Annotated in this window: 16 protein-coding genes and 2 tRNA genes; 9 read left to right on the forward strand and 9 right to left on the reverse strand. The window is 56.3% G+C overall.

The window, feature by feature from the left end:
- Positions 1-28: 28 nt before the first annotated feature.
- Entirely contained in the window at positions 29-1,732 is a 1,704-nt protein-coding gene (locus DOP62_RS12705; RefSeq protein WP_208674324.1) for an N-acetylmuramoyl-L-alanine amidase, read from the reverse strand.
- Positions 1,733-1,888: 156 nt separating this feature from the next.
- Positions 1,889-1,972: transfer RNA gene (locus DOP62_RS12710), tRNA-Leu, on the reverse strand.
- Between the two features lie 170 nt (positions 1,973-2,142).
- On the opposite strand from DOP62_RS12710, the gene murA reads away from it, so the two are divergent.
- The 6 genes from murA to DOP62_RS12740 all read left to right on the forward strand — a co-directional run bounded on the left by murA (position 2,143) and on the right by DOP62_RS12740 (position 7,288).
- Entirely contained in the window at positions 2,143-3,459 is a 1,317-nt protein-coding gene (gene murA / locus DOP62_RS12715; protein WP_208677096.1) for a UDP-N-acetylglucosamine 1-carboxyvinyltransferase, read from the forward strand.
- Positions 3,460-3,505: 46 nt separating this feature from the next.
- Positions 3,506-3,589, forward strand: a tRNA-Leu gene (locus tag DOP62_RS12720).
- 297 nt (positions 3,590-3,886) lie between these two features.
- On the forward strand, positions 3,887-4,084 hold the full coding sequence (locus tag DOP62_RS12725) for a hypothetical protein (protein ID WP_208674323.1): 198 nt from the start codon (positions 3,887-3,889) through the stop codon (positions 4,082-4,084).
- 80 nt (positions 4,085-4,164) lie between these two features.
- Positions 4,165-4,821 (forward strand): Coq4 family protein, encoded by a 657-nt coding sequence (locus DOP62_RS12730; protein WP_208674322.1) that lies wholly within the window; start codon positions 4,165-4,167, stop codon positions 4,819-4,821.
- A 55-nt stretch (positions 4,822-4,876) separates the two neighbouring features.
- Positions 4,877-5,776: a hypothetical protein gene (locus tag DOP62_RS12735; RefSeq protein WP_208674320.1), complete on the forward strand. Its 900-nt coding sequence runs from the start codon at positions 4,877-4,879 to the stop codon at positions 5,774-5,776.
- 21 nt (positions 5,777-5,797) lie between these two features.
- The gene (locus tag DOP62_RS12740; RefSeq protein ID WP_261789873.1) at positions 5,798-7,288 is read left to right on the forward strand and encodes a bifunctional metallophosphatase/5'-nucleotidase; all 1,491 of its coding nucleotides are present in this window, start codon (positions 5,798-5,800) and stop codon (positions 7,286-7,288) included.
- Here the strand turns inward: DOP62_RS12740 and DOP62_RS12745 are convergent.
- The 3 genes from DOP62_RS12745 to DOP62_RS12755 all read right to left on the reverse strand — a co-directional run bounded on the left by DOP62_RS12745 (position 7,285) and on the right by DOP62_RS12755 (position 9,771).
- The gene (locus DOP62_RS12745; RefSeq protein WP_208674319.1) at positions 7,285-8,499 is read right to left on the reverse strand and encodes a glutathione S-transferase family protein; all 1,215 of its coding nucleotides are present in this window, start codon (positions 8,497-8,499) and stop codon (positions 7,285-7,287) included. The two genes, DOP62_RS12740 and DOP62_RS12745, sit on opposite strands and share 4 nt — an antisense overlap.
- A 117-nt stretch (positions 8,500-8,616) precedes the next feature.
- Complete coding sequence (locus DOP62_RS12750; protein WP_208674318.1) at positions 8,617-9,210, reverse strand: chromophore lyase CpcT/CpeT; 594 nt, start codon at positions 9,208-9,210, stop codon at positions 8,617-8,619.
- A gap of 15 nt (positions 9,211-9,225) precedes the next feature.
- Positions 9,226-9,771, reverse strand: a complete 546-nt coding sequence (locus tag DOP62_RS12755) for a GNAT family N-acetyltransferase (protein ID WP_208674315.1) — start codon at positions 9,769-9,771, stop codon at positions 9,226-9,228.
- Between the two features lie 75 nt (positions 9,772-9,846).
- Between DOP62_RS12755 and DOP62_RS12760 the strand changes: the two genes are divergently transcribed.
- On the forward strand, positions 9,847-10,743 hold the full coding sequence (locus tag DOP62_RS12760; RefSeq protein WP_208674313.1) for an alpha/beta fold hydrolase: 897 nt from the start codon (positions 9,847-9,849) through the stop codon (positions 10,741-10,743).
- Positions 10,744-10,886: 143 nt separating this feature from the next.
- Here the strand turns inward: DOP62_RS12760 and DOP62_RS12765 are convergent, their stop codons facing one another.
- From DOP62_RS12765 to folD, 3 genes are read right to left on the reverse strand one after another with little or no spacing between them, the layout of a single operon-like run.
- On the reverse strand, positions 10,887-11,372 hold the full coding sequence (locus tag DOP62_RS12765; protein ID WP_208674311.1) for a divergent PAP2 family protein: 486 nt from the start codon (positions 11,370-11,372) through the stop codon (positions 10,887-10,889).
- Complete coding sequence (gene crtE, locus DOP62_RS12770; protein WP_208674309.1) at positions 11,372-12,277, reverse strand: geranylgeranyl diphosphate synthase CrtE; 906 nt, start codon at positions 12,275-12,277, stop codon at positions 11,372-11,374. The genes DOP62_RS12765 and crtE overlap by 1 nt, the downstream gene beginning before the upstream one ends.
- A 42-nt stretch (positions 12,278-12,319) precedes the next feature.
- On the reverse strand, positions 12,320-13,189 hold the full coding sequence (folD, locus tag DOP62_RS12775; protein ID WP_370538811.1) for a bifunctional methylenetetrahydrofolate dehydrogenase/methenyltetrahydrofolate cyclohydrolase FolD: 870 nt from the start codon (positions 13,187-13,189) through the stop codon (positions 12,320-12,322).
- Positions 13,190-13,224: 35 nt separating this feature from the next.
- On the opposite strand from folD, the gene DOP62_RS12780 reads away from it, so the two are divergent.
- Together DOP62_RS12780 and DOP62_RS12785 are read left to right on the forward strand one after the other, a co-directional pair.
- Complete coding sequence (locus DOP62_RS12780) at positions 13,225-13,674, forward strand: hypothetical protein (RefSeq protein WP_208674305.1); 450 nt, start codon at positions 13,225-13,227, stop codon at positions 13,672-13,674.
- Between the two features lie 128 nt (positions 13,675-13,802).
- Entirely contained in the window at positions 13,803-16,202 is a 2,400-nt protein-coding gene (locus DOP62_RS12785) for an HD family phosphohydrolase (RefSeq protein ID WP_261789872.1), read from the forward strand.
- On the opposite strand, the gene DOP62_RS12790 is transcribed toward DOP62_RS12785, so the two are convergent.
- Positions 16,194-17,567: a serine/threonine protein kinase gene (locus tag DOP62_RS12790; protein WP_208674301.1), complete on the reverse strand. Its 1,374-nt coding sequence runs from the start codon at positions 17,565-17,567 to the stop codon at positions 16,194-16,196. The genes DOP62_RS12785 and DOP62_RS12790 overlap by 9 nt on opposite strands.
- Between the last annotated feature and the right edge of the window lie 34 nt (positions 17,568-17,601).

Consider the following 17,601-nt stretch of genomic DNA (forward strand, 5'->3'; position numbering starts at 1 on the left):
AAGCGGAACTCGACGTGTGTTTCAGTGATTACGGCTGTGAATGGAACCAATCGACCAGACCTTGGGCGATCGCTTCAACCAGTTGTTTTTGAGCGGCGGGATCAACAATCCACTCGAACTCCTGCGGGTTGATCATGAAGCCCAACTCCAGCAGCACCGAGGGCGCAACCGTGGGTCTGGTCAGTGCCAAGTTATTCCAGAAAATGCCGTAGGAGGGTCGCTGTAGAGGCGTCACCAGACTGTCATGGAGCGATCGCGCTAAGTCCTGCGACTGGTCTTGATACCAGAATGTCCCAATTCCCTGGGTTCCTTCGGCATCTCCTGCATCGGGCAGGGCGTTGTAGTGCAGGCTGAGGGCAATATCTGGCTCCAGCGTTTGAATCTGCGCGGCCCGTTCCTGCGGCCAAATGTCTTCATCACCCTCTCGACTCATCAACACTGTTGCCCCTAACTGTTGGAGGCGATCGCGTAGCAATTTCGAGACGGTGAGGGTCACGTCTTTTTCGGGTGTGCCATCTGGCCCACGAGCACCCAAATCCTCAGCACTGCCATGCCCGGGATCGAGATAGATCCTGAGTCCATGCAAAGGCTGCGATCGCGAGTTACTCAGTTGTGGGGGCTTGCGAATTGACAGAACTAAAGTGCTGCCGTCGTAGCGCACGCGATAGCCCCACTGCTGTGCAGTCGCAAACTGAAATTGATAGAGAACCTCGTTTGGACGGACTTGCTCCCAGCGGAAGCGCTGCAACCATGGTTGTGTTGTCAGCCGAATCGTATCGGTTTGAGCAGTCGTTTCATAAAGGTACAAGTTGAGACGATTGCCCTGTTGCTCTAGCCGAATTGGGACAGGACGAGTTAGCGGCACCTGAAACTCTAGCCAGCGATCGCGATTCTGGAAGCGAGCGCTGCGAACCTGCGATCGCGGTGGTGCAGCACTGGTAGTTACTCGCGCTTCTGACTGACGAATCCAACCGCCGTAGGCCAGTCGTAACCAGTCGCCAGCCTGAGCCAAAACCTGAGCTTGAGTCCCCTGAGGCAGCGGGGTAAGACGGGAATGATCGGTACTGGGGCCTGTTCTGGCGATTGCCTCAGCTGCCGTTATGGTGGCGATGCGATAGGGCTGGGCGGACCAAACCGTTACCGACCCTTGAGCAGTTTGAGTCAGACGGCGATCGCCAGCTTGGATTTGGAAGATGGGACGCCCCTGAAACCCTGCTGGCAATGCAGTCGTGCATCCTTCGTAGCGCTGAACAGAAGCAGGGCGATCGGGTTGGTTTTGACCGATTAAGACGGCAGCATTACTGGGGAGTGGCGCGCCGGCTTGGGCTTGCAGTGGGACTTGTAGTGCTCCGATCTGAACTTTTAATTGGGCTTGTGGCACCGCGATCGCAGAAAAGCAGACCAGTTCGTTGGGGCTGACTGCGATCGCCTGACTGGGCTGGAGGTTATCAAACAAGACACCCGGAGCCAGAACGGGTTGAGTGGGTTTGCGCAGAATCGTCAGCATCAATGTTTGATTGCCCGATCGCAGCTCAAACTGATTGGGACCGAGCTGCAAAGGAAAGCTGGGGGCAAAGTAACCGGCGGGACTGCGTTGAATGACTTGGCCGTTAACGGTAACTGGTTGTTGAGGATCAGCTGTCCCAATCAGAAAAATGCGATCGGCAGTCGTCTCGTGGCGATCGCTGGGATAGACCACTTGGAGGGCAGGCAGTTGTGCAATCCAAAACATTCCACGGACTCCCTAGAACCATGGCCAGATCCAGCGTCTAGCTTGGCAGATGATACTTACCCTTGAAGAATCAATCCACGGGCGATCGCCATCATTGAAAAATCAATCAAAAACAAAACCCCTCTGATTCATCAAGAATGAGAGGGGTTTGTTCAATGCGGAACCCGGGACTTGAACCCGGACAGTCGTGAAACCACTAGAACCTGAATCTAGCGCGTCTACCAATTCCGCCAGTTCCGCTGGCAAGTGCGAACCGCACAATTAATTACTTTAGGCCAAGAGAAACTTTTGTCAAGTCATCTGCAGAGCCAGCAACAGAGTTGTCCATGCCTGCCTAGACAGGTTGCTAGTTTCCTGTAGTATTAGGTCACTTTTTTGACCCCTGCACCCCACCTGAGGAGGAACGAGCCATTTCCGCCCTGTCTTTATCGGCTGCTGAGGCTGCCACCGCACCTGCATCGTTCCTCGAAATTGTTGGCAACCGCCCCCTCTCAGGGAGCGTGCACATCAGTGGCGCCAAAAACTCGGCTTTGGTCGTGATGGCTGGGGCACTCTTGTGCCCTGACCAATGCCGCATCCGAAATGTTCCGCAGTTGGCCGATGTGGGCCGCATGTTGGAAATTCTGCAGGCGCTGGGTGTCAAAACGAAACAACAAGGCGACTGTATTGACCTCGACCTCCGAGATCTCAGTAGTCCCGCCGCTCCCTACGAACTGGTCAATCAGCTCCGAGCCAGCTTCTTTGCGATCGGTCCGCTCTTAGCGCGGGTGGGTGTCGCCCGTATGCCCTTGCCGGGTGGCTGCAATATTGGGGCGCGGCCTGTCGATCTGCATGTTCGAGGCTTACGCGCACTCGGGGCTCACGTTCAGATTGAGCATGGCATTGTCAGTGCAGCGATTCCTGGCTCGCGTCGTCGCCTGCAAGGTGCCCGCATCTACCTCGATTGCCCCAGTGTGGGAGCGACCGAAACCCTGATGATGGCTGCAGTGTTGGCCGAAGGGGAAACCATTCTGGAGAATGCGGCCCAAGAACCCGAAGTGGTCGATTTAGCCAACTTCTGTCGCGCGATGGGCGCTCGCATTCGTGGGGCTGGCACTAACACTATTTCGATTCAAGGTGTAGAGCGCCTGCACACCGCTGACTATGCAATCATTCCTGATCGCATTGAAGCAGGGACTTTCCTGATCGCTGGGGCAATCACGAACTCCGTGATCAACGTAGCGCCGGTCATTCCTGATCACCTCTCAGCCACGATCGCTAAGCTCGAAGAAATGGGCTGCCCGATTGTGCAAACTGGCAGCAATGAACTGCAGACTCGCCCCCAGGGCAGCTTGCGAGGGGTAGATTTGCGGACGCTTCCCTATCCGGGCTTCCCAACTGACATGCAGGCGCAGTTTATGGCGCTGATGAGCATTTGTGAAGGCGATAGCGTCATCACTGAGACAGTGTTTGAGAACCGGATGCAGCATGTGGCTGAGCTGCAACGCATGGGGGCCGACATTCGTCTGCAAGGTAATACTGCGATCGTGCGTGGAGTTCCTCAGCTCTCAGGAGCGCCTGTCCTCGCAACGGATCTGCGAGCTTCGGCAGCACTGATCTTGGCAGCTTTGGCAGCTGAAGGGAAAACCCAAATCAGTGGTCTCCAGCACCTCGATCGCGGTTACGAAAATATTGAGGAAAAACTCCGTAAGTTGGGCGCAGATATCAAGCGCTTTAGCGCTGAGTAGTCCTTGGCAACGCTGCTGTCCTCTGGTACTGTAATGAAAGTGCCACGGGCAAGTGGCGGAATTGGTAGACGCAGCAGACTCAAAATCTGCCGCTAGCGATAGTGTGTGGGTTCGAGTCCCACCTTGCCCATCACTCAACTGAAGCCTCTCAAAGCTTGTCTGCGAGAGGCTTTTGCTTTGGAATCCTGCTCCCTACCCCCATGGACACGTGAGGACATCGGTTGAGATCCCTGAATCGAACGCGATCTGGCGAATGGTTTGAGGGCGGGAGTAGAAGCAATTGCAATTCTGTCGTTCCCAAAACTGTGAGGAAGGCAGTAAATTTCTAGGCTTGATGAAGCACTGTTGCATATGTCGTAGCGGCCAAAAGCGCGGGGCACACTGAATCTAAGAGTATTTCTATTGCATTCTTCTGGGGGCCGGTCTGATGTTCTCGCCTACTACCGGCTGGAGCCTTGCATTCCCGTGGAAGGACTATCTTTGTCAGCCACTGTTTCAACGCGATCGCAATGCCATTCTGAATCCGGTTCGTTACTGGCGTTGCTATCGGCAGCGATATCTGGAGCAGTGCTATCGCCTGCCCGCTCTCTCACCCCATCAGCCACCGACGGGTGAAGACAGCTAACACAGGATTGTCCTTAAACGGTCCAGCTGAGTGTTTTGCTCCAGCCTCAATTAATTGCAGGAAATTGCAGGAGTTTTTCGATGATTGATGCCCAGCTCGAGAAGCAACTGCAAGGCTTTTCTGCGTTGCAGAGTCTGTTTGATACTGACTTTGATGTCCGTCGGCTCTTTACAGCTGAGGATGCTTTAGAAGCGGGTGAATATGGCCGCTTGACTGTTGAAGCCCTGCAAAAGGATCCTGCGGCTAACCAGTTGTTTGCTGAGCGTTGGACGTTGCCCGAGCTCAATCTGTCGACATTTCTGCAATTGCCTGAAGGAAGCTTTGGTCGAGTCTATGCCGAAATGCTCGTTGCCAATGGCTTTGACCCCGACTATGTGATCCAAATTGCGCCGGTTGAAGGGGATGACGATCTGAGTTATTTCAAACGGCTCTGGCGAACTACCCATGATTTTCATCACATCGCGACTGGCATTGGCACCGATCCCCGTGGAGAAGTAGCGCTGCAAGCATTCCTGATGGGACAACTGCCGATTCCCTTCAGCGTTGTGGTTGTCAGCATGGGCTTGTTACGGACATCGGTGGTGCAACCCGATCGCATTCCCGCCTTGATTGATGCCATTTCTGATGCTTTTCGTCGAGGTCGCCACTCGCCGCAATTACTTCTGGCACAGCGTTGGGATCGCTTCTGGGCGTTGCCTGTGGCCGAGGTTCGTCAGCAGCTGCAAATTGCTGATTAGGGCAAAGGCGATCGCGACTTCTCAGGCAAAGTTGGTGTGAAGGGGAAAGCTCAGGATGAGGTTGACTGCATGGATCGTTGCCCTGGGCTTTTGGGGCTGGAGTAGTACTGCGATCGCGCAGGCTGCCACACTGAATTTCAATTCCAGTAGTGGCCCTGGTGCACAGCAGCTAACGGTTAATTCTGTCAGTGTCAGCATCGATGTACCCCGCAGTGCCACGCCTGATGGCGATCCCCCACCGCCAGTCGTGACCGTGCAAGTCAGTGGCAAAACCGTTTTTCGCGCGCTCCGGCCCGATCTGCCAGGCATGGAAACCTTGGTAGAGATTGCTGAGATGGATGCCAGCAATCCTTATCCAGAGGTGATCATCTCCCATTACACCGGTGGGGCACATTGCTGCAACAAGGTAGAAGTGATTAGCAGCGATTCAACAGGAAAGCAGTGGCGATCGCTCGAGTTGGGCGCTTTTGATGGGGGACCTCATCCCTTGGAAGATGTCGATGGGGACGGGCAATTGGAGTTTGTCGATCGCGACAACCGTTTTCTCTATCAATTCAGTTCCTATGCGGGTAGCGTCCCACCCGTGCAAGTTTGGCAGTTGAAGAACGGCCAGTTTGTTGATGTTTCGCAGCAGCCTCCATTTCGACGGTTACACGAAGAGCAAGCTGAGCAGATGTTGAAGGCGATTCAAGAGACGCCCCCGCGATCGCCGGATAGCAATGGTTTGCTGGCTGGCTATGCTGCCACCCAAGCGATCCTGGGCAAATTCCCCGAAGCCTGGAAGTTGGTGGAATCGCGCTACGAGCCATCCGACTGGGGACTTGATGAATGCCTCGGCACCTATGACGATCAAGGTCGCTGTAAGGGGCAAGAAGTGCGCTACAAAAACTTTCCGGAAGCGCTGCGGGCTTTTCTGCAACGCAATGGCTATTTGCCCGCTACGGCTGATCGTTAATCACACAAAGGAAGTGTAGACATGATGGGGCAACTGGGGCGATCGCTGGCGATTGGAGTGGCGCTGGGGCTGGGCTGGATGCTGCCTGCTGCTGCAGAAATCTATCGCTTCCAGATTTTGCAACTCAATGATGTCTACGAAATTACGCCGGTGCAGGGTGGTCGCAGCGGTGGTCTAGCCCGAGTCGCAACCCTGCTCAAGCAACTCAAAGCAGAGAATCCGCAGACATGGTCGATGCTGGCGGGCGATTACCTCAGCCCTTCTGCTCTAGGCACCGCTAAGGTAAATGGCGATCGCTTGGCGGGGCAGCAAATGGTCGCTGTCCTGAATGCGATGGGACTGGATTTAGCCACGTTCGGCAATCACGAATTTGATATCTCTGAAGCACAGCTGCGCCAGCGATTACAGGAGCAGAAGTTTGCTTTGGTGACGGGCAATGTGGTTGATGCTCAAGGGCAGTTATTTCCTAACACCCAAGCGGACTATCAGTTTCAGGTGCAGGCGGCTGACTGCCAGAAGCCTGTTTGTCCACCCCTGCAAGTCTCCGTTTTAGGTGTCACGATCGACAGTAATCGAGCGCCCTATGTGCGCTATGACGATCCCTTGACGACGCTGCAACAACAGATCCAGCAACTACAGCCTCAAACGGATTTATTCATTGGGCTGACGCACCTTAATCTGTCCCAGGATCAGCAACTAGCGCGATCGCTCCCCCCGTTGGATTTGATTCTGGGTGGGCATGAGCACGAGAATATTCAGCTGTGGGTGGGCGATGACTTCACGCCGATTTTCAAGGCGGATGCCAATGCTCGAACTGTCTATGTGCATCGCCTGACCTATGACAGCGATCGCCGTGAACTGCAGATTAATTCGCAACTGGTGCCAATTACACCAGCCATTCCCGAAGATCCGAAGACAGCAGCGGTTGTGCAGACTTGGCTGGAAAAAGGATTTGCAGGATTTCGGGCTCAGGGCTTTGACCCCAGCGCGATCGTGGGGCGTACTTCGGAACCATTAGATGGTCTCGAAAGTGCAGTGCGCAACGAATCCACAGCGCTGACACGCTTAATTGCTAAGAGCTATCGGCGAGCAGTGCCGACAGCCGAAGTTGCGATCTACAACAGTGGTGCTATCCGCATTGATGACGTGCTGCCACCGGGACCGATTAGTCAGTACGACGTGATTCGTATGCTGCCTTTTGGAGGAGCGATCGTCTCCGCAGAAATGAAAGGGGAATTGCTGCAAAAGCTCCTTGACCAAGGGCTCAAGAATCGCGGCAGTGGCGGTTTTCTCCAAACGGATGGGGTCGATCGCAGCGATCGCGGTTGGCAGATCCAAGGTCAGCCCCTACAGCCTAATCGCTGGTATCGGGTGGCGATCGCAGACTATCTGCTCACTGGCCAAGAGAAAGGACTCAGTTTTCTGACCGAACAGAATCCCAGTCTGCGATCGCTGCAACGGGGGCAGGACGTTCGATTCGCCGTGATTGAGCAGCTCAAGGCTCAACCCTAATGAGCAGCCGCACTGGCAAAACGGGCAGGATCTTGGTCACGGCGATCGCGCATGGAGATTGGCGCTCCTTGGCGATCGCCCGCCAGTTGGGCGGTTGTTTCCAAGGCTTCCCGTAGACGCTTAGCGGCATAGATCGACATATCGCGCGGCACGCTGATGCGATCGCGGAGATAGCGCAGGCCCAGATCAGAACCCGCCGGTGGCGGACAGGGCTGCTCGGTCATCAATGTGGTTAGGGCAGCACGCAGGGCGGAATCAAAGACTTCTGCTTCCACTGGATTCAGACGAATCAGCGTATCTTTGTGGCGCAAGACTCGTTGCAGTGCCTCTTGGCGAGCAGTCGAAGGCTCTGGATAGGTGACATCCGGCAGACCCAACCAAGGGCCTTGGTCTACACGGGTTTGACAGACCGCTGTTTGGGGATCGGTATTGGCAAAGCAGCCACCCATTTGTGGCGGTAAGTCATGTGCGTGAGTATGAAAGTCGCTCTGGGTGCCCCGATAGGTTTCGCGAGATTCCAGCGCATCAAACCAGTCGTTCAGTCGCGGGTTGCTCTCACGCAGGGAATAGCCCTTGTAGTAGTAGAGGCTGGCGTTCATCCGCTCAACGTAGGGCGTGAAAATCACATCGGTGACGCCAAAGCGATCGAGAAAGTAGGGGCCGGACGTACTCGCTAAAGCCGCTTCGACGCGATCGACCACGGCTTGAAAGGCGGCATGGCCTTGCTGATCTTGTTGCAGCGATCGCGAGGGATAGCAAAGCCAGCCACACCAAGCCCGAAACAGTTCCCGCTCGAGTCGTCGCAATGGCAGAACGTCGCGATCGCGCAGGCTGTGGGTCAGGGGGCCAAAGGCCGCCTCCAAGGCCAGCAGGATGTCATCACTTTCCGTGATGATCCGGCCATCGAGTTCCAACGCAGGCAGCATCCCCGACGGCACTTTGCGCTTGTACCAAGCTTCTTTCTCGCCGTAGCAAAACATCGTCACCTTGGCGATGCGGTAGGGAATTTGCTTCTCCTCCAGCCAGAACCACACTTTTTGGCAGTAGGGGCACCAAGCGTGGTGGTCGCGGTAGAGGGTGACCCGTACCGCTGATTCTGGCTGCCCAAACAGTCGCAGCGTGCTCTGGGCATTGGTGGGGCCGTTGACGCGATCGGGGTTGAAGTCCGTCAACGCAGCCAGCTCAGACCAACTGAGGGCAGAAGAACTCATAGCAGACAAGGCAAACCGGGACAGTCCTCATTATTGTTGCGAAGTTCCCGGCTCCTGCGGTTCCTTAGCGCAAACGTTGCGCTCAATGCAGAGTCGGCATCATGCCAGGCTGAATGTTCAACTTGGGATGCTGTAGTCCGTAAGCTTCGTGAATTCGTAGGGACCTATCAACGCGCCCCAAATGCTGCGCCCCGTTTCAGGATCAATGCCGCGATCGAAGCTATGAAAGTGAACTGTCTGCTGATCCTGCCAAACTTCAAAGCCCAAACTGACCTGTCGTTCGACCCCATCTGTCCAAAACCGACAGCGACAGCCTGCTGGTAACTGGGCCTTGTATCCACCCCGTGGGGTGTGCTCCACCGTTAAACGACAGCTCTCGAGGAGTTGGATATCTTCTGGGGTGAGCGATCGCAGGCGATCAGGATCCGCTCCAGCTCCGAGTACGGCTGTGGCGTTCTTGAATTGATAGAACTGAGCGGTTAGTTGACCTGAGGAGTCGGCCTCTAAGCAGAGCAGCCGTTGGCGGTAAGGGCGATCGAGTTGGAGGGCATTCGCCTGCTCTAGAAACAGACAGGGGCGATCGCGCCCAAACAACAGTAGGGGCTGTTGCCACAGGCGCAGTTGAACAAAGTGAACGGGTTCTGCGATCGCTTGTGGCTGGTTGCTGAACTCGCCACTGAGCCAAGTCCAGAGCTGTTGGAGATCATCCATGGGAACCATCTGCCCCTAGTTGGGATACCAAAACATGCCTTTGATGCCCTCGGGGTCCAGCACAAATCCCAAGCGCCGGTAGAAGTCGACCACATGGGGATCGGCAAACAGCGTGATGTTGGGAATATCAGCTTGCTGCAGCTGCGCGATCACATACTCCATCAGGACACGTCCGAGACCCTGCCCTTGAAAGCTGGGATTAATCACCACATCCCAAATCGTGGCGTTGAAAGCATGGTCTGAGGTGGCGCGGGCAAAGCCAATCAGCCGCCGCTGCTGAGCGAGGTGTTCCCACATTGAAACGACGAGAAAGCTGTTATCGAGGGCGCGACGAACCTTGCGCACTGGGCGACGTGACCAGCCCACGGCATCGCATAGAGCTTCGAGTTCTTGTAGGTCAATATCGCGACGAGTGCTGAGGATCAGGCGTTGATCAGTGGCAATCGCGGGGGTAATCTCAACGGCTTCTGGACCATAGCCAGCGAGGGGATCGTCAGAAGCAGAGCTGGAAACGGTAACGGGTGACTCCAGTGCAGAGAGTAAACTCTTCCAAAACCCCATTCCTGCTGCCACTCGCTTGGGCGCTGTGCCAGTGGCTAGTATAGCCTGCTGGCTTGGAGCCTTTATCCTAAAGGCATGCCCCACCTGAATTTACGGGGATCGTTACACGCCTACGATCAGTACGATCCGACGGATGGCGACCCTGACCTCACGCTTGTTTTTATTCACGGCTGGTTGCTGAGTCGTTCTTATTGGCAACCGCTGATCGCACAATTGCGATCGCATTGGGGGTGTCTGAGTTACGACTTACGCGGCTTTGGAGAATCGACTGCCAATCCTGATCAAGGGCATAGCCCGGTTGACTACGCTGAGGATTTGATCGACCTTCTCACTGCCCTCAACCTCCAACGAGTCTGGCTGGTTGGTCATTCGCTCGGGGGCACGATCGCCCTTTGGGCGGCACGGCTCTGTCCCGAGCGCATCGCTGGCGTGATTGGGGTGAATGCAGGGGGTGGCATCTACATTGAGCAAGAATTTGAGCGATTTCGCGGCTTTGGTCAGCAGTTAATTCGCTGGCGTCCACAATGGTTGCGACAAATTCCCGGTGCTGAGTTGCCTTTCTGTTGGGACAGTGTGCATCGTCCTCTACCACGACAATGGGCGCGTCGACGACTACGGGACTTTTTGGGAGCGGATGCGGCTGCAGCAACCGGTAGCTTGCTGGATTCAACAACGGCAGAACAGGTTAATTGCCTGCCTAGTCTGGTGGCGCGGCTCACGCAGCCTGCGTACTTCTTGGCGGGCGATCGCGACACGATCATGCCGCCAGCCTATGTGCAGCATCTGGCGAGCTTCCACCCCAGCTTTGGGCTGGAAGGACATAACCTGCGACAGCTGGAAGACTGTGGGCATTTAGCCATGCTGGAACAAACTGATGCTGTGGCTGAGGCGATCCACACTTGGATCCACCAGGCGATCGCAGCCGAGCAGAGCGATCCAGCACTCGATCCCTCGCTGCAGTCTGGTCTGTGAGTCATCTTTGGACAGATGTTGCTGGATGTTGGCAAGTCTGACCCAAGCGATTAGAAAAAAGCGAAGTTCAGTCAGGAGCTTGCTTTTGCCCCTGCGCTTGTAAGGCAATCCATCCCTTTGCAGGTTTGGTTCCGGGGCTGAACTTACAGCCACTCGGAGAGTGACAAGGCCGGTTCTAAGAGCAGGGCGATCGCGACACCAAGAGCAGCACCGACTAAAACTTCCAGTCGTGTGTGTCCCAAAACTTCTTTCAAACGCTCGATCGCGTCTTCATCACTATCCTCTTGACTCGTCAAGACTTGCTCACTGATCAAGTTGAGAATGCGGGCTTGACGTCCTGCTGCCCAGCGAACGCCGGCAGCGTCATACATCACAATGATCGCGAAGACAGTGACGACTGCAAATTCGAGGCTGCCCCACCCCTGCTGGCGGCCCACTGCTGTGGCCAAGGCAGCGACAAGAGCGGAGTGAGAACTGGGCATGCCGCCGGTTTCAATCAGTACATGCCAGTTCAAACGGCGATCGCGCACCCCTTCAACGATGAGCTTCGAGAACTGTGCAATACCACAGGCCAACAGAGCTGCAACGAGAACATCATTGGCCAGCACTTGCTGAAGAATTGCCAGCATCAGTGTTTCCGTGCAGTGATGTAGTCTGCGATCGCCCGCAGCGGATCTGCTTCCGGCCCAAAGGCCGCGATCGCAGTTTTCGCCTCAGTAATCAGCTGATCGGCATACTCCCGAGAAGCGTCTAGGCCAAGAAGACTGGGATAGGTGGCTTTCTGCGCCGCGAGATCCTTGCCTGCCGTTTTGCCCAATTCCTCAGCCGTGGCCGTGATGTCGAGGATGTCGTCAATCACTTGGAAGGCCAGACCTATTTTTTGGGCGTAGGTGCGCAGTTGCTTCTGCAACTCATCGCTAGCGCCGGCCAGAATTGCACCGGAAACCACCGATACCTCTAGCAACGCACCGGTCTTGTGGGTGTGGATGTAGTGCAAGGTCTCGAGATCGACGTCATCGCGACCTTCGGACTGCAAGTCCACCACCTGACCACCGACGAGCCCTTCTGCACCGACGGCGCGAGCCAGAGCCGCAATCACCTTGAGGACGCGATCGGCGGGAACTTCGGGTGTCTGGCTAGCGATCGCTTCAAAGGCATAGGTCAGCAGCGCGTCACCAGCCAAAATGGCGATGTCTTCGCCGTAGACCTTGTGATTGGTGGGACGACCCCGCCGAAAATCATCGTTGTCCATCGACGGTAGGTCGTCGTGGATTAGCGACATAGTGTGCACCATTTCCAAGGCACAGGCCGTGGGTAGAGCGATCGCTGCCGTTCCACCCGCCAGCTCGCAACTCGCCAGGCAGAGAATCGGGCGGAGCCGCTTGCCTTCTGCCAGCAGCGAATAGCGCATGGCATCGTAGATCAACGGCGGCTCTTGGGGGGGCAAAATCGCGTTGAGAGCTGCCTCAACTTGGCGCTGCCGCTCCTTTAGATAGCTTTTGAGATCGAAGCGAAGCGATGAAGAGGCGACCATAGGACTTAGCGCAATGGGAAACAGGCCACACCACTCAGCGGTCTAGCGCAGAAACGGCTGTTCCGAGCGGCGGCAATAGCTCAAGACCGTATTATGCAACAGCATTGCCACGGTCATTGGACCAACCCCGCCGGGAACTGGGGTGATCCAACTGGCGGTAGCGGCGGCGGCTTCGTAGTCCACATCCCCAACTAAACGGCCGTCTTCCAGTCGGTTAATGCCGACATCAACGACGACTGCGCCGGGCTTAATCCAGTCAACGCTCACCAGTTCGGGCCGGCCCACGGCGGCGACTAAGATGTCGGCTTGTCGGCACACTTCCGGCAAGTTAGGAGTGCGGGAATGGGCGATCGTGACGGTGGCGTTGGCTTCGAGCAACATCATTGCCAACGGTTTGCCGACGAGGATGCTACGACCAATCACGACTGCTTTTTTGCCGGCGGGATCGATTTGATTGGCCGCTAGCAATTCCATCACACCCGCTGGCGTGCAGCTGCGCAGACCTTCCTCGCCGCGGAGTAGCCGCCCAAGGTTCAGTGGGTGCAAACCATCCGCATCTTTCTCAGGATCGATCGCGAGGAGCAATGGCACTGCATCCAAATGGCTGGGTAAGGGCAGTTGCACCAAAATGCCATCGACGCGATCGTCAGCATTGAGCGATTCAATCAGGGCACGAATTTCCGCTTCGCTGCTGTTGCTGGGCAGATGTTTGCCAAAGGAGACAATGCCCGTCTGCTCACAGGCTTTTTCTTTGTTGCGAACATAGACGGCACTGGCAGGATTGTCACCGACCATAATCACTGCTAGTCCGGGACGACGACCCACGGCGGGAGCGATCGCTTCCACATGCGATCGCAGATTTTGTCGCCATTGTGCTGCCAAGGCCCGACCATCCAGTATTGCTGCCGCCATCCCGTCTATCCTTTGAGTGCTCCGCTGGTTTGCCGATGTCGCATCCTGTCACTAGCTTGTCTCCTCAGACCGATCGCTGGCTAGCCCCATTGGCGATCGCACTGTATGTCTGGCAGTTTCACCACCATGGGCCGGAACCGCTTTTGCAAGCCTGGGAAGCGATCGCCACAGCCATCTGGCAACGCCAGGAACCACCTGCAGCCATCGGCATAGCTGCTCTGCCCCAGCGCTATCTCACAGCCGTACCGTTGGAATCCCCCAAGCCAACCCTGTTGCCAGAGCTGGATTTACAACTAGCGATCGCGCGGCAACAGGAGCATGAACCAGAGGCGATCGCACTGGAATTAGCCCACCTAGGCCGTCAGTTTGGAACCGTGATCCTGCCGCTGCACTGGTGGCGATCGCTGCCACAAGATCGCCTTCAAGTCCTCAGCTGGCAACTGGGAGCTTGGCAGGCAGGCTACCGTCAGCCGCCAATGCAATAGGGGGGTTGACCCCTGAGTATGGCTGAGCCGAAGAGGTCAACTCGCTATAATCGGCCTAATGCTTGCCGATCGCCTGTCCATGTCTCTCTTCATTGCCTGCTGGCCCTCGTGATCTGGCGTTCAATTCCATGAGTTCCCTGCCCGGCTGGATCGTCCGACCCTTCATTCGTCAGCAGCCACGCTGGTGGCAGCCATCCCACGAACCGCTCTCCGTGGGAGCAGTCTGCTCAGTGATGCCTCCGAAGCGCCGTCGCTCTTACCGACGCTGTCTGGTGCTCGGAATCGTTGGCATCATTGCCATGACTGCTCTGGGTGGGCAGCGATTTTATAATCAGCCTCGCCTTGATGTGGGGATGCGTGCGGCTGTCACCATTACGGCACCCGACTCGGCGCAGGTGGTCGATCGCCTCAGTACCGATCGCCGCCGCAGTGAAGCGCGATCGGGCACAACGTCCGTGCTGCGGATTAATGCCACGACCAATCAGCAGCTCCGTCAAACCCTGAATGCCTTTTTGGATCAAGGCGATGAAGTGCGGGAACAGCTTGGGGCGTTCCCCTATCTGCCCCTGCCTCAATTCAGTGAACAGACCCAGCTAACGCTGCGTCAGCTCCCCCCGCAACGTTGGCAGCAGCTACAGCTCGCCCTGACTCAACCCAATCAACCCCTGACCGACCCAGAGCTTCAACAACTGCTCGACAGCCTGGAACAAGCTCGCCAGCGATCGCCCCGGACTTGGTCGCTAGTGTTGAACAGTATTCGCCAAGCCCAGCAGCGCTATAGTCGGGCACGGGCCAGCTTGGATACCCTGCAGTCGCCCGATCGCCCCTCACCGTTTCAGCCAGAATTGCTCGACCTCAGCAATCGTCAGTGGCAGCAGCTCCAGCTCTCGCTTCGCGTGGCACTCGATCGCATCTTGGCCCAAGGGCTGCCGCAAGGATTGCCTGAAGCGGTCATCCAAAACACGATTCGATCCCAACTGGGCAATCAGCTCTCGACTTCTTCCGTCTTGGTTGGTCAAACCCTGCTGGGGCAGGTGCTCAACAACCAGAGCACCCTAGAAGTCGATCAAGAAAAAACGCGCTTTTTGGCTGAACTACGGGCCAGCGCTGTCGATGATGTGGTTGTGCCCGTGCGTAAGGGGCAGGTGATTGTTGCCTCGGGCGAAGTGATTCGCGAGCGAGAATTTGCTCTGCTGGACTACTTTGGTCTGACCCGCCGTAGCCCCAACTGGCCGGGCTTGATCGGCTTTGGCGGCATTGTGACGGCAGGCTTTGGCGTTTTTTGGTTGATGCAACGTCGCTGGCAACCTAACCTGCGCGTGGGCGATCGCCTGCTGCTGCTGATCCTCGCCTTGTCAGTGCCCTTGGGCTACAGCACCCCGCTGCATGTCTCGACCTTGCCAGCTGTCGGTTTACTGGCGGGCAGCTTCTACGGCGCCCGTTTGGGCAGCACCTTGGTCGTCTTGCTAACGGCGATCGCCCCTTTGGGCTTGAACCTAGTACCCGTGGTCGATCTCAACTCCTTGATGGCCAGCTCTATCGCTGGGCTGGTGGGCGCAGTCCGCGCTGGATCGCTGCGATCGCGGGAAGAAGTAGCCCTGCTGGGGCTAGGGGTTGGCTTGGCTGAAGGGGTCACTTTCTTGCTCTGTAGCTTGATCAATCCCCCTGCTGGGCTGTTTGTCGCCTCTTGGATCTCCCTGCTAACCACCGTGGGCATTCATGCACTGCGGGGCATGGCTTGGAGTGTGGTAGCGCTAGGTATCAGCCCTTATCTCGAGCGGATTTTTGACCTTGTCACCCCAATCCGTTTGGCGGAGCTAGCGAATCCAAACCGACCCCTGCTGCGCCGACTGGCTGCTGAAGCACCGGGAACATTTCAGCACACCCTGTTTGTCTCCTCGCTCGCCGAAGCTGCGGCCCGAGCCTTAGGCTGCAACATGGAGCTGGTTCGCACTGGTACGCTCTATCACGATGTAGGCAAGCTCTGTGAGCCGCGCTGTTTTGTTGAAAACCAGCAGGGTTGTCAAAATCAGCACGACCAGATCAACGATCCTTGGCAAAGTGCAGCCATTATTCAACGACATGTCTCGGAAGGGGTGCAACTGGCGCGACGGGCAGGATTACCAAAGGCGGTACGGGACTTTATCCCGGAACATCAGGGCACGATGCTAATCGCCTATTTCTATCACCAAGCAAAGGAACTGGCCCAGAAAGATCCAGAACGGTACCAAGTGAATGAACGGGATTTTCGCTATCCCGGTCCAATTCCCCAAAGCCGTGAAACCGGCATTGTAATGTTGGCAGATTCCTGTGAAGCAGCACTGCGATCGCTGGAGGATGCCACGATCGAAGATGCTCTCCGAATGGTGAAGCGTATTATTCGTGCTCGCTGGCAGGATAATCAGCTTGCTGCCTCAGGCTTAAACCGCAGGGATCTCGCCACGATCGCGGAAGTCTTTGTTCAAATTTGGCAGCAATTCCATCACAAACGCATTGCCTATCCCAACAGCGCAACCAATTCAAACTAGTTGCTGTAGAAATTGCTGAAGCTCAGCAGCAATCCACTCCTGCTCAATTGTCGTCAACATAAAGCCAAACTGATGGCGGTGAATACCTACCTGTAAAACGCAGGTGTAGAGTGGCACATCATTGATGCGAACCCCGCTATTCGCCACTTCTACCGCATTGATGTCATCCGTCTGACCCCGCAGGGTTTTACTGATGCCTAAAGCCGTCATGTGGAGCTGAAAGCGATCGCGTCCCACCTCTAAAATCGTCTGCCCGAAGAGGGCCAAACAGAGCGGTGCCATCAGCATGATGCCGACGTACCAGAAAGGCAGCAAGAAAAGCAGAAAGAGCGGTGCACTGACAGCAAATGTCGCTGTAAAAAAAACCAGCAAGACATTCCAAAACAGCGCAAATCCGGCGAGTCCTAGAAGGGAAAGTCGAAGTCCTTGAGGCGGAATGCGAAGGCGCAGACGTTGTGGGCTGCGAATCAGTTCGACGTTGCTACCTGCCGGACGCCGCAGGCTAAGAACGGTGGTTGTTGGAGAACCGGTGAGCGTACGCTCTCGGATCACGGGTGGATCGGGGGTCTGCAGGGCACGCAGGGCGATCGCAGCAGAAGCAAAACGCTCTTCGGGCAAAGGTGCCAAGAGTTGATCGAGCCATGTGGCTAAGCGCTCGGAGACCCTCGCATAGGGTCGAAAGTCGATGCGCAATCGCTGCCGTTGCAGTTGATCGGGCGATCGCCCCGTCAGCAGAAAAACAAGCGTTGCACCCAAAGCGTAGAGATCAGATTGCGGTGTGCTCTGACCCTGAAGTTGTTCAGGGGGCATGTAGCCGAGCGTGCCGACAAACGTGTTGCTGCCCAGCAAGGTTTCGCGGGCGATCGCCTGCACCGAGCCAAAGTCAATCAGCTGCAGCTGTCCATCGGCTTGGCGAATCAAGTTCTGCGGCTTGATGTCACGGTGAACCACTGGCGGATAGAGACTTTGCAGGTAGACCAGAATCTCCAGCACTTGCGTCGCGATCGCAACGACTTCCTGCTCCTGAAAGCGCTGGCTTTGCTCGACTAATTGATCGAGCGGCTGACCTTCGACCAAATCCCGCACGAGGCAGAAGTAACAGTCCGTTGGTGTTTCGACCTGAAAGTAATCGCGATAGCGGGGAATACCCGGATGTTGCAGCGTCGCGAGAGTCCGGGCTTCTCGCTCAAACAGATCGAGGATCTTCCAGTCAGTGGTGCCGCTGAGCGTCAGAACTTTGATCGCCACCGTCTGTTGACTCTGGCGATCGCGGGCACGATAGGTCGTCCCCGTTCCTCCCTGCCCGAGTGGGCGATCGAGTTCATAGCGATCGTTGAGAACCGTGCCGACAGGCAGCATGCTCATCTGTAGTTTGGAGTCCGAGCTTGCCTCTAGGGTG

Origin of the sequence: Synechococcus elongatus PCC 11801 (assembly GCF_003846445.2) — a bacterium.
GTDB lineage: Bacteria > Cyanobacteriota > Cyanobacteriia > Synechococcales > Synechococcaceae > Synechococcus > Synechococcus elongatus_A.

What these genes read in the sequence shown, in the direction of transcription:
- DOP62_RS12705 (WP_208674324.1), bottom strand. Translation starts at nt 1,732, where the DNA reads ATGTTTTGGATTGCACAACTGCCTGCCCTCCAAGTGGTCTATCCCAGC.
- DOP62_RS12725 (WP_208674323.1), top strand. Translation starts at nt 3,887, where the DNA reads ATGTTCTCGCCTACTACCGGCTGGAGCCTTGCATTCCCGTGGAAGGAC.
- DOP62_RS12730 (WP_208674322.1), top strand. Translation starts at nt 4,165, where the DNA reads ATGATTGATGCCCAGCTCGAGAAGCAACTGCAAGGCTTTTCTGCGTTG.
- DOP62_RS12735 (WP_208674320.1), top strand. Translation starts at nt 4,877, where the DNA reads ATGAGGTTGACTGCATGGATCGTTGCCCTGGGCTTTTGGGGCTGGAGT.
- DOP62_RS12740 (WP_261789873.1), top strand. Translation starts at nt 5,798, where the DNA reads ATGATGGGGCAACTGGGGCGATCGCTGGCGATTGGAGTGGCGCTGGGG.
- DOP62_RS12745 (WP_208674319.1), bottom strand. Translation starts at nt 8,499, where the DNA reads ATGAGTTCTTCTGCCCTCAGTTGGTCTGAGCTGGCTGCGTTGACGGAC.
- DOP62_RS12750 (WP_208674318.1), bottom strand. Translation starts at nt 9,210, where the DNA reads ATGGATGATCTCCAACAGCTCTGGACTTGGCTCAGTGGCGAGTTCAGC.
- DOP62_RS12755 (WP_208674315.1), bottom strand. Translation starts at nt 9,771, where the DNA reads ATGGGGTTTTGGAAGAGTTTACTCTCTGCACTGGAGTCACCCGTTACC.
- DOP62_RS12760 (WP_208674313.1), top strand. Translation starts at nt 9,847, where the DNA reads ATGCCCCACCTGAATTTACGGGGATCGTTACACGCCTACGATCAGTAC.
- DOP62_RS12765 (WP_208674311.1), bottom strand. Translation starts at nt 11,372, where the DNA reads ATGCTGGCAATTCTTCAGCAAGTGCTGGCCAATGATGTTCTCGTTGCA.
- crtE (WP_208674309.1), bottom strand. Translation starts at nt 12,277, where the DNA reads ATGGTCGCCTCTTCATCGCTTCGCTTCGATCTCAAAAGCTATCTAAAG.
- folD (WP_370538811.1), bottom strand. Translation starts at nt 13,189, where the DNA reads ATGGCGGCAGCAATACTGGATGGTCGGGCCTTGGCAGCACAATGGCGA.
- DOP62_RS12780 (WP_208674305.1), top strand. Translation starts at nt 13,225, where the DNA reads ATGTCGCATCCTGTCACTAGCTTGTCTCCTCAGACCGATCGCTGGCTA.
- DOP62_RS12785 (WP_261789872.1), top strand. Translation starts at nt 13,803, where the DNA reads ATGAGTTCCCTGCCCGGCTGGATCGTCCGACCCTTCATTCGTCAGCAG.
- DOP62_RS12790 (WP_208674301.1), bottom strand. Translation starts at nt 17,567, where the DNA reads ATGAGCATGCTGCCTGTCGGCACGGTTCTCAACGATCGCTATGAACTC.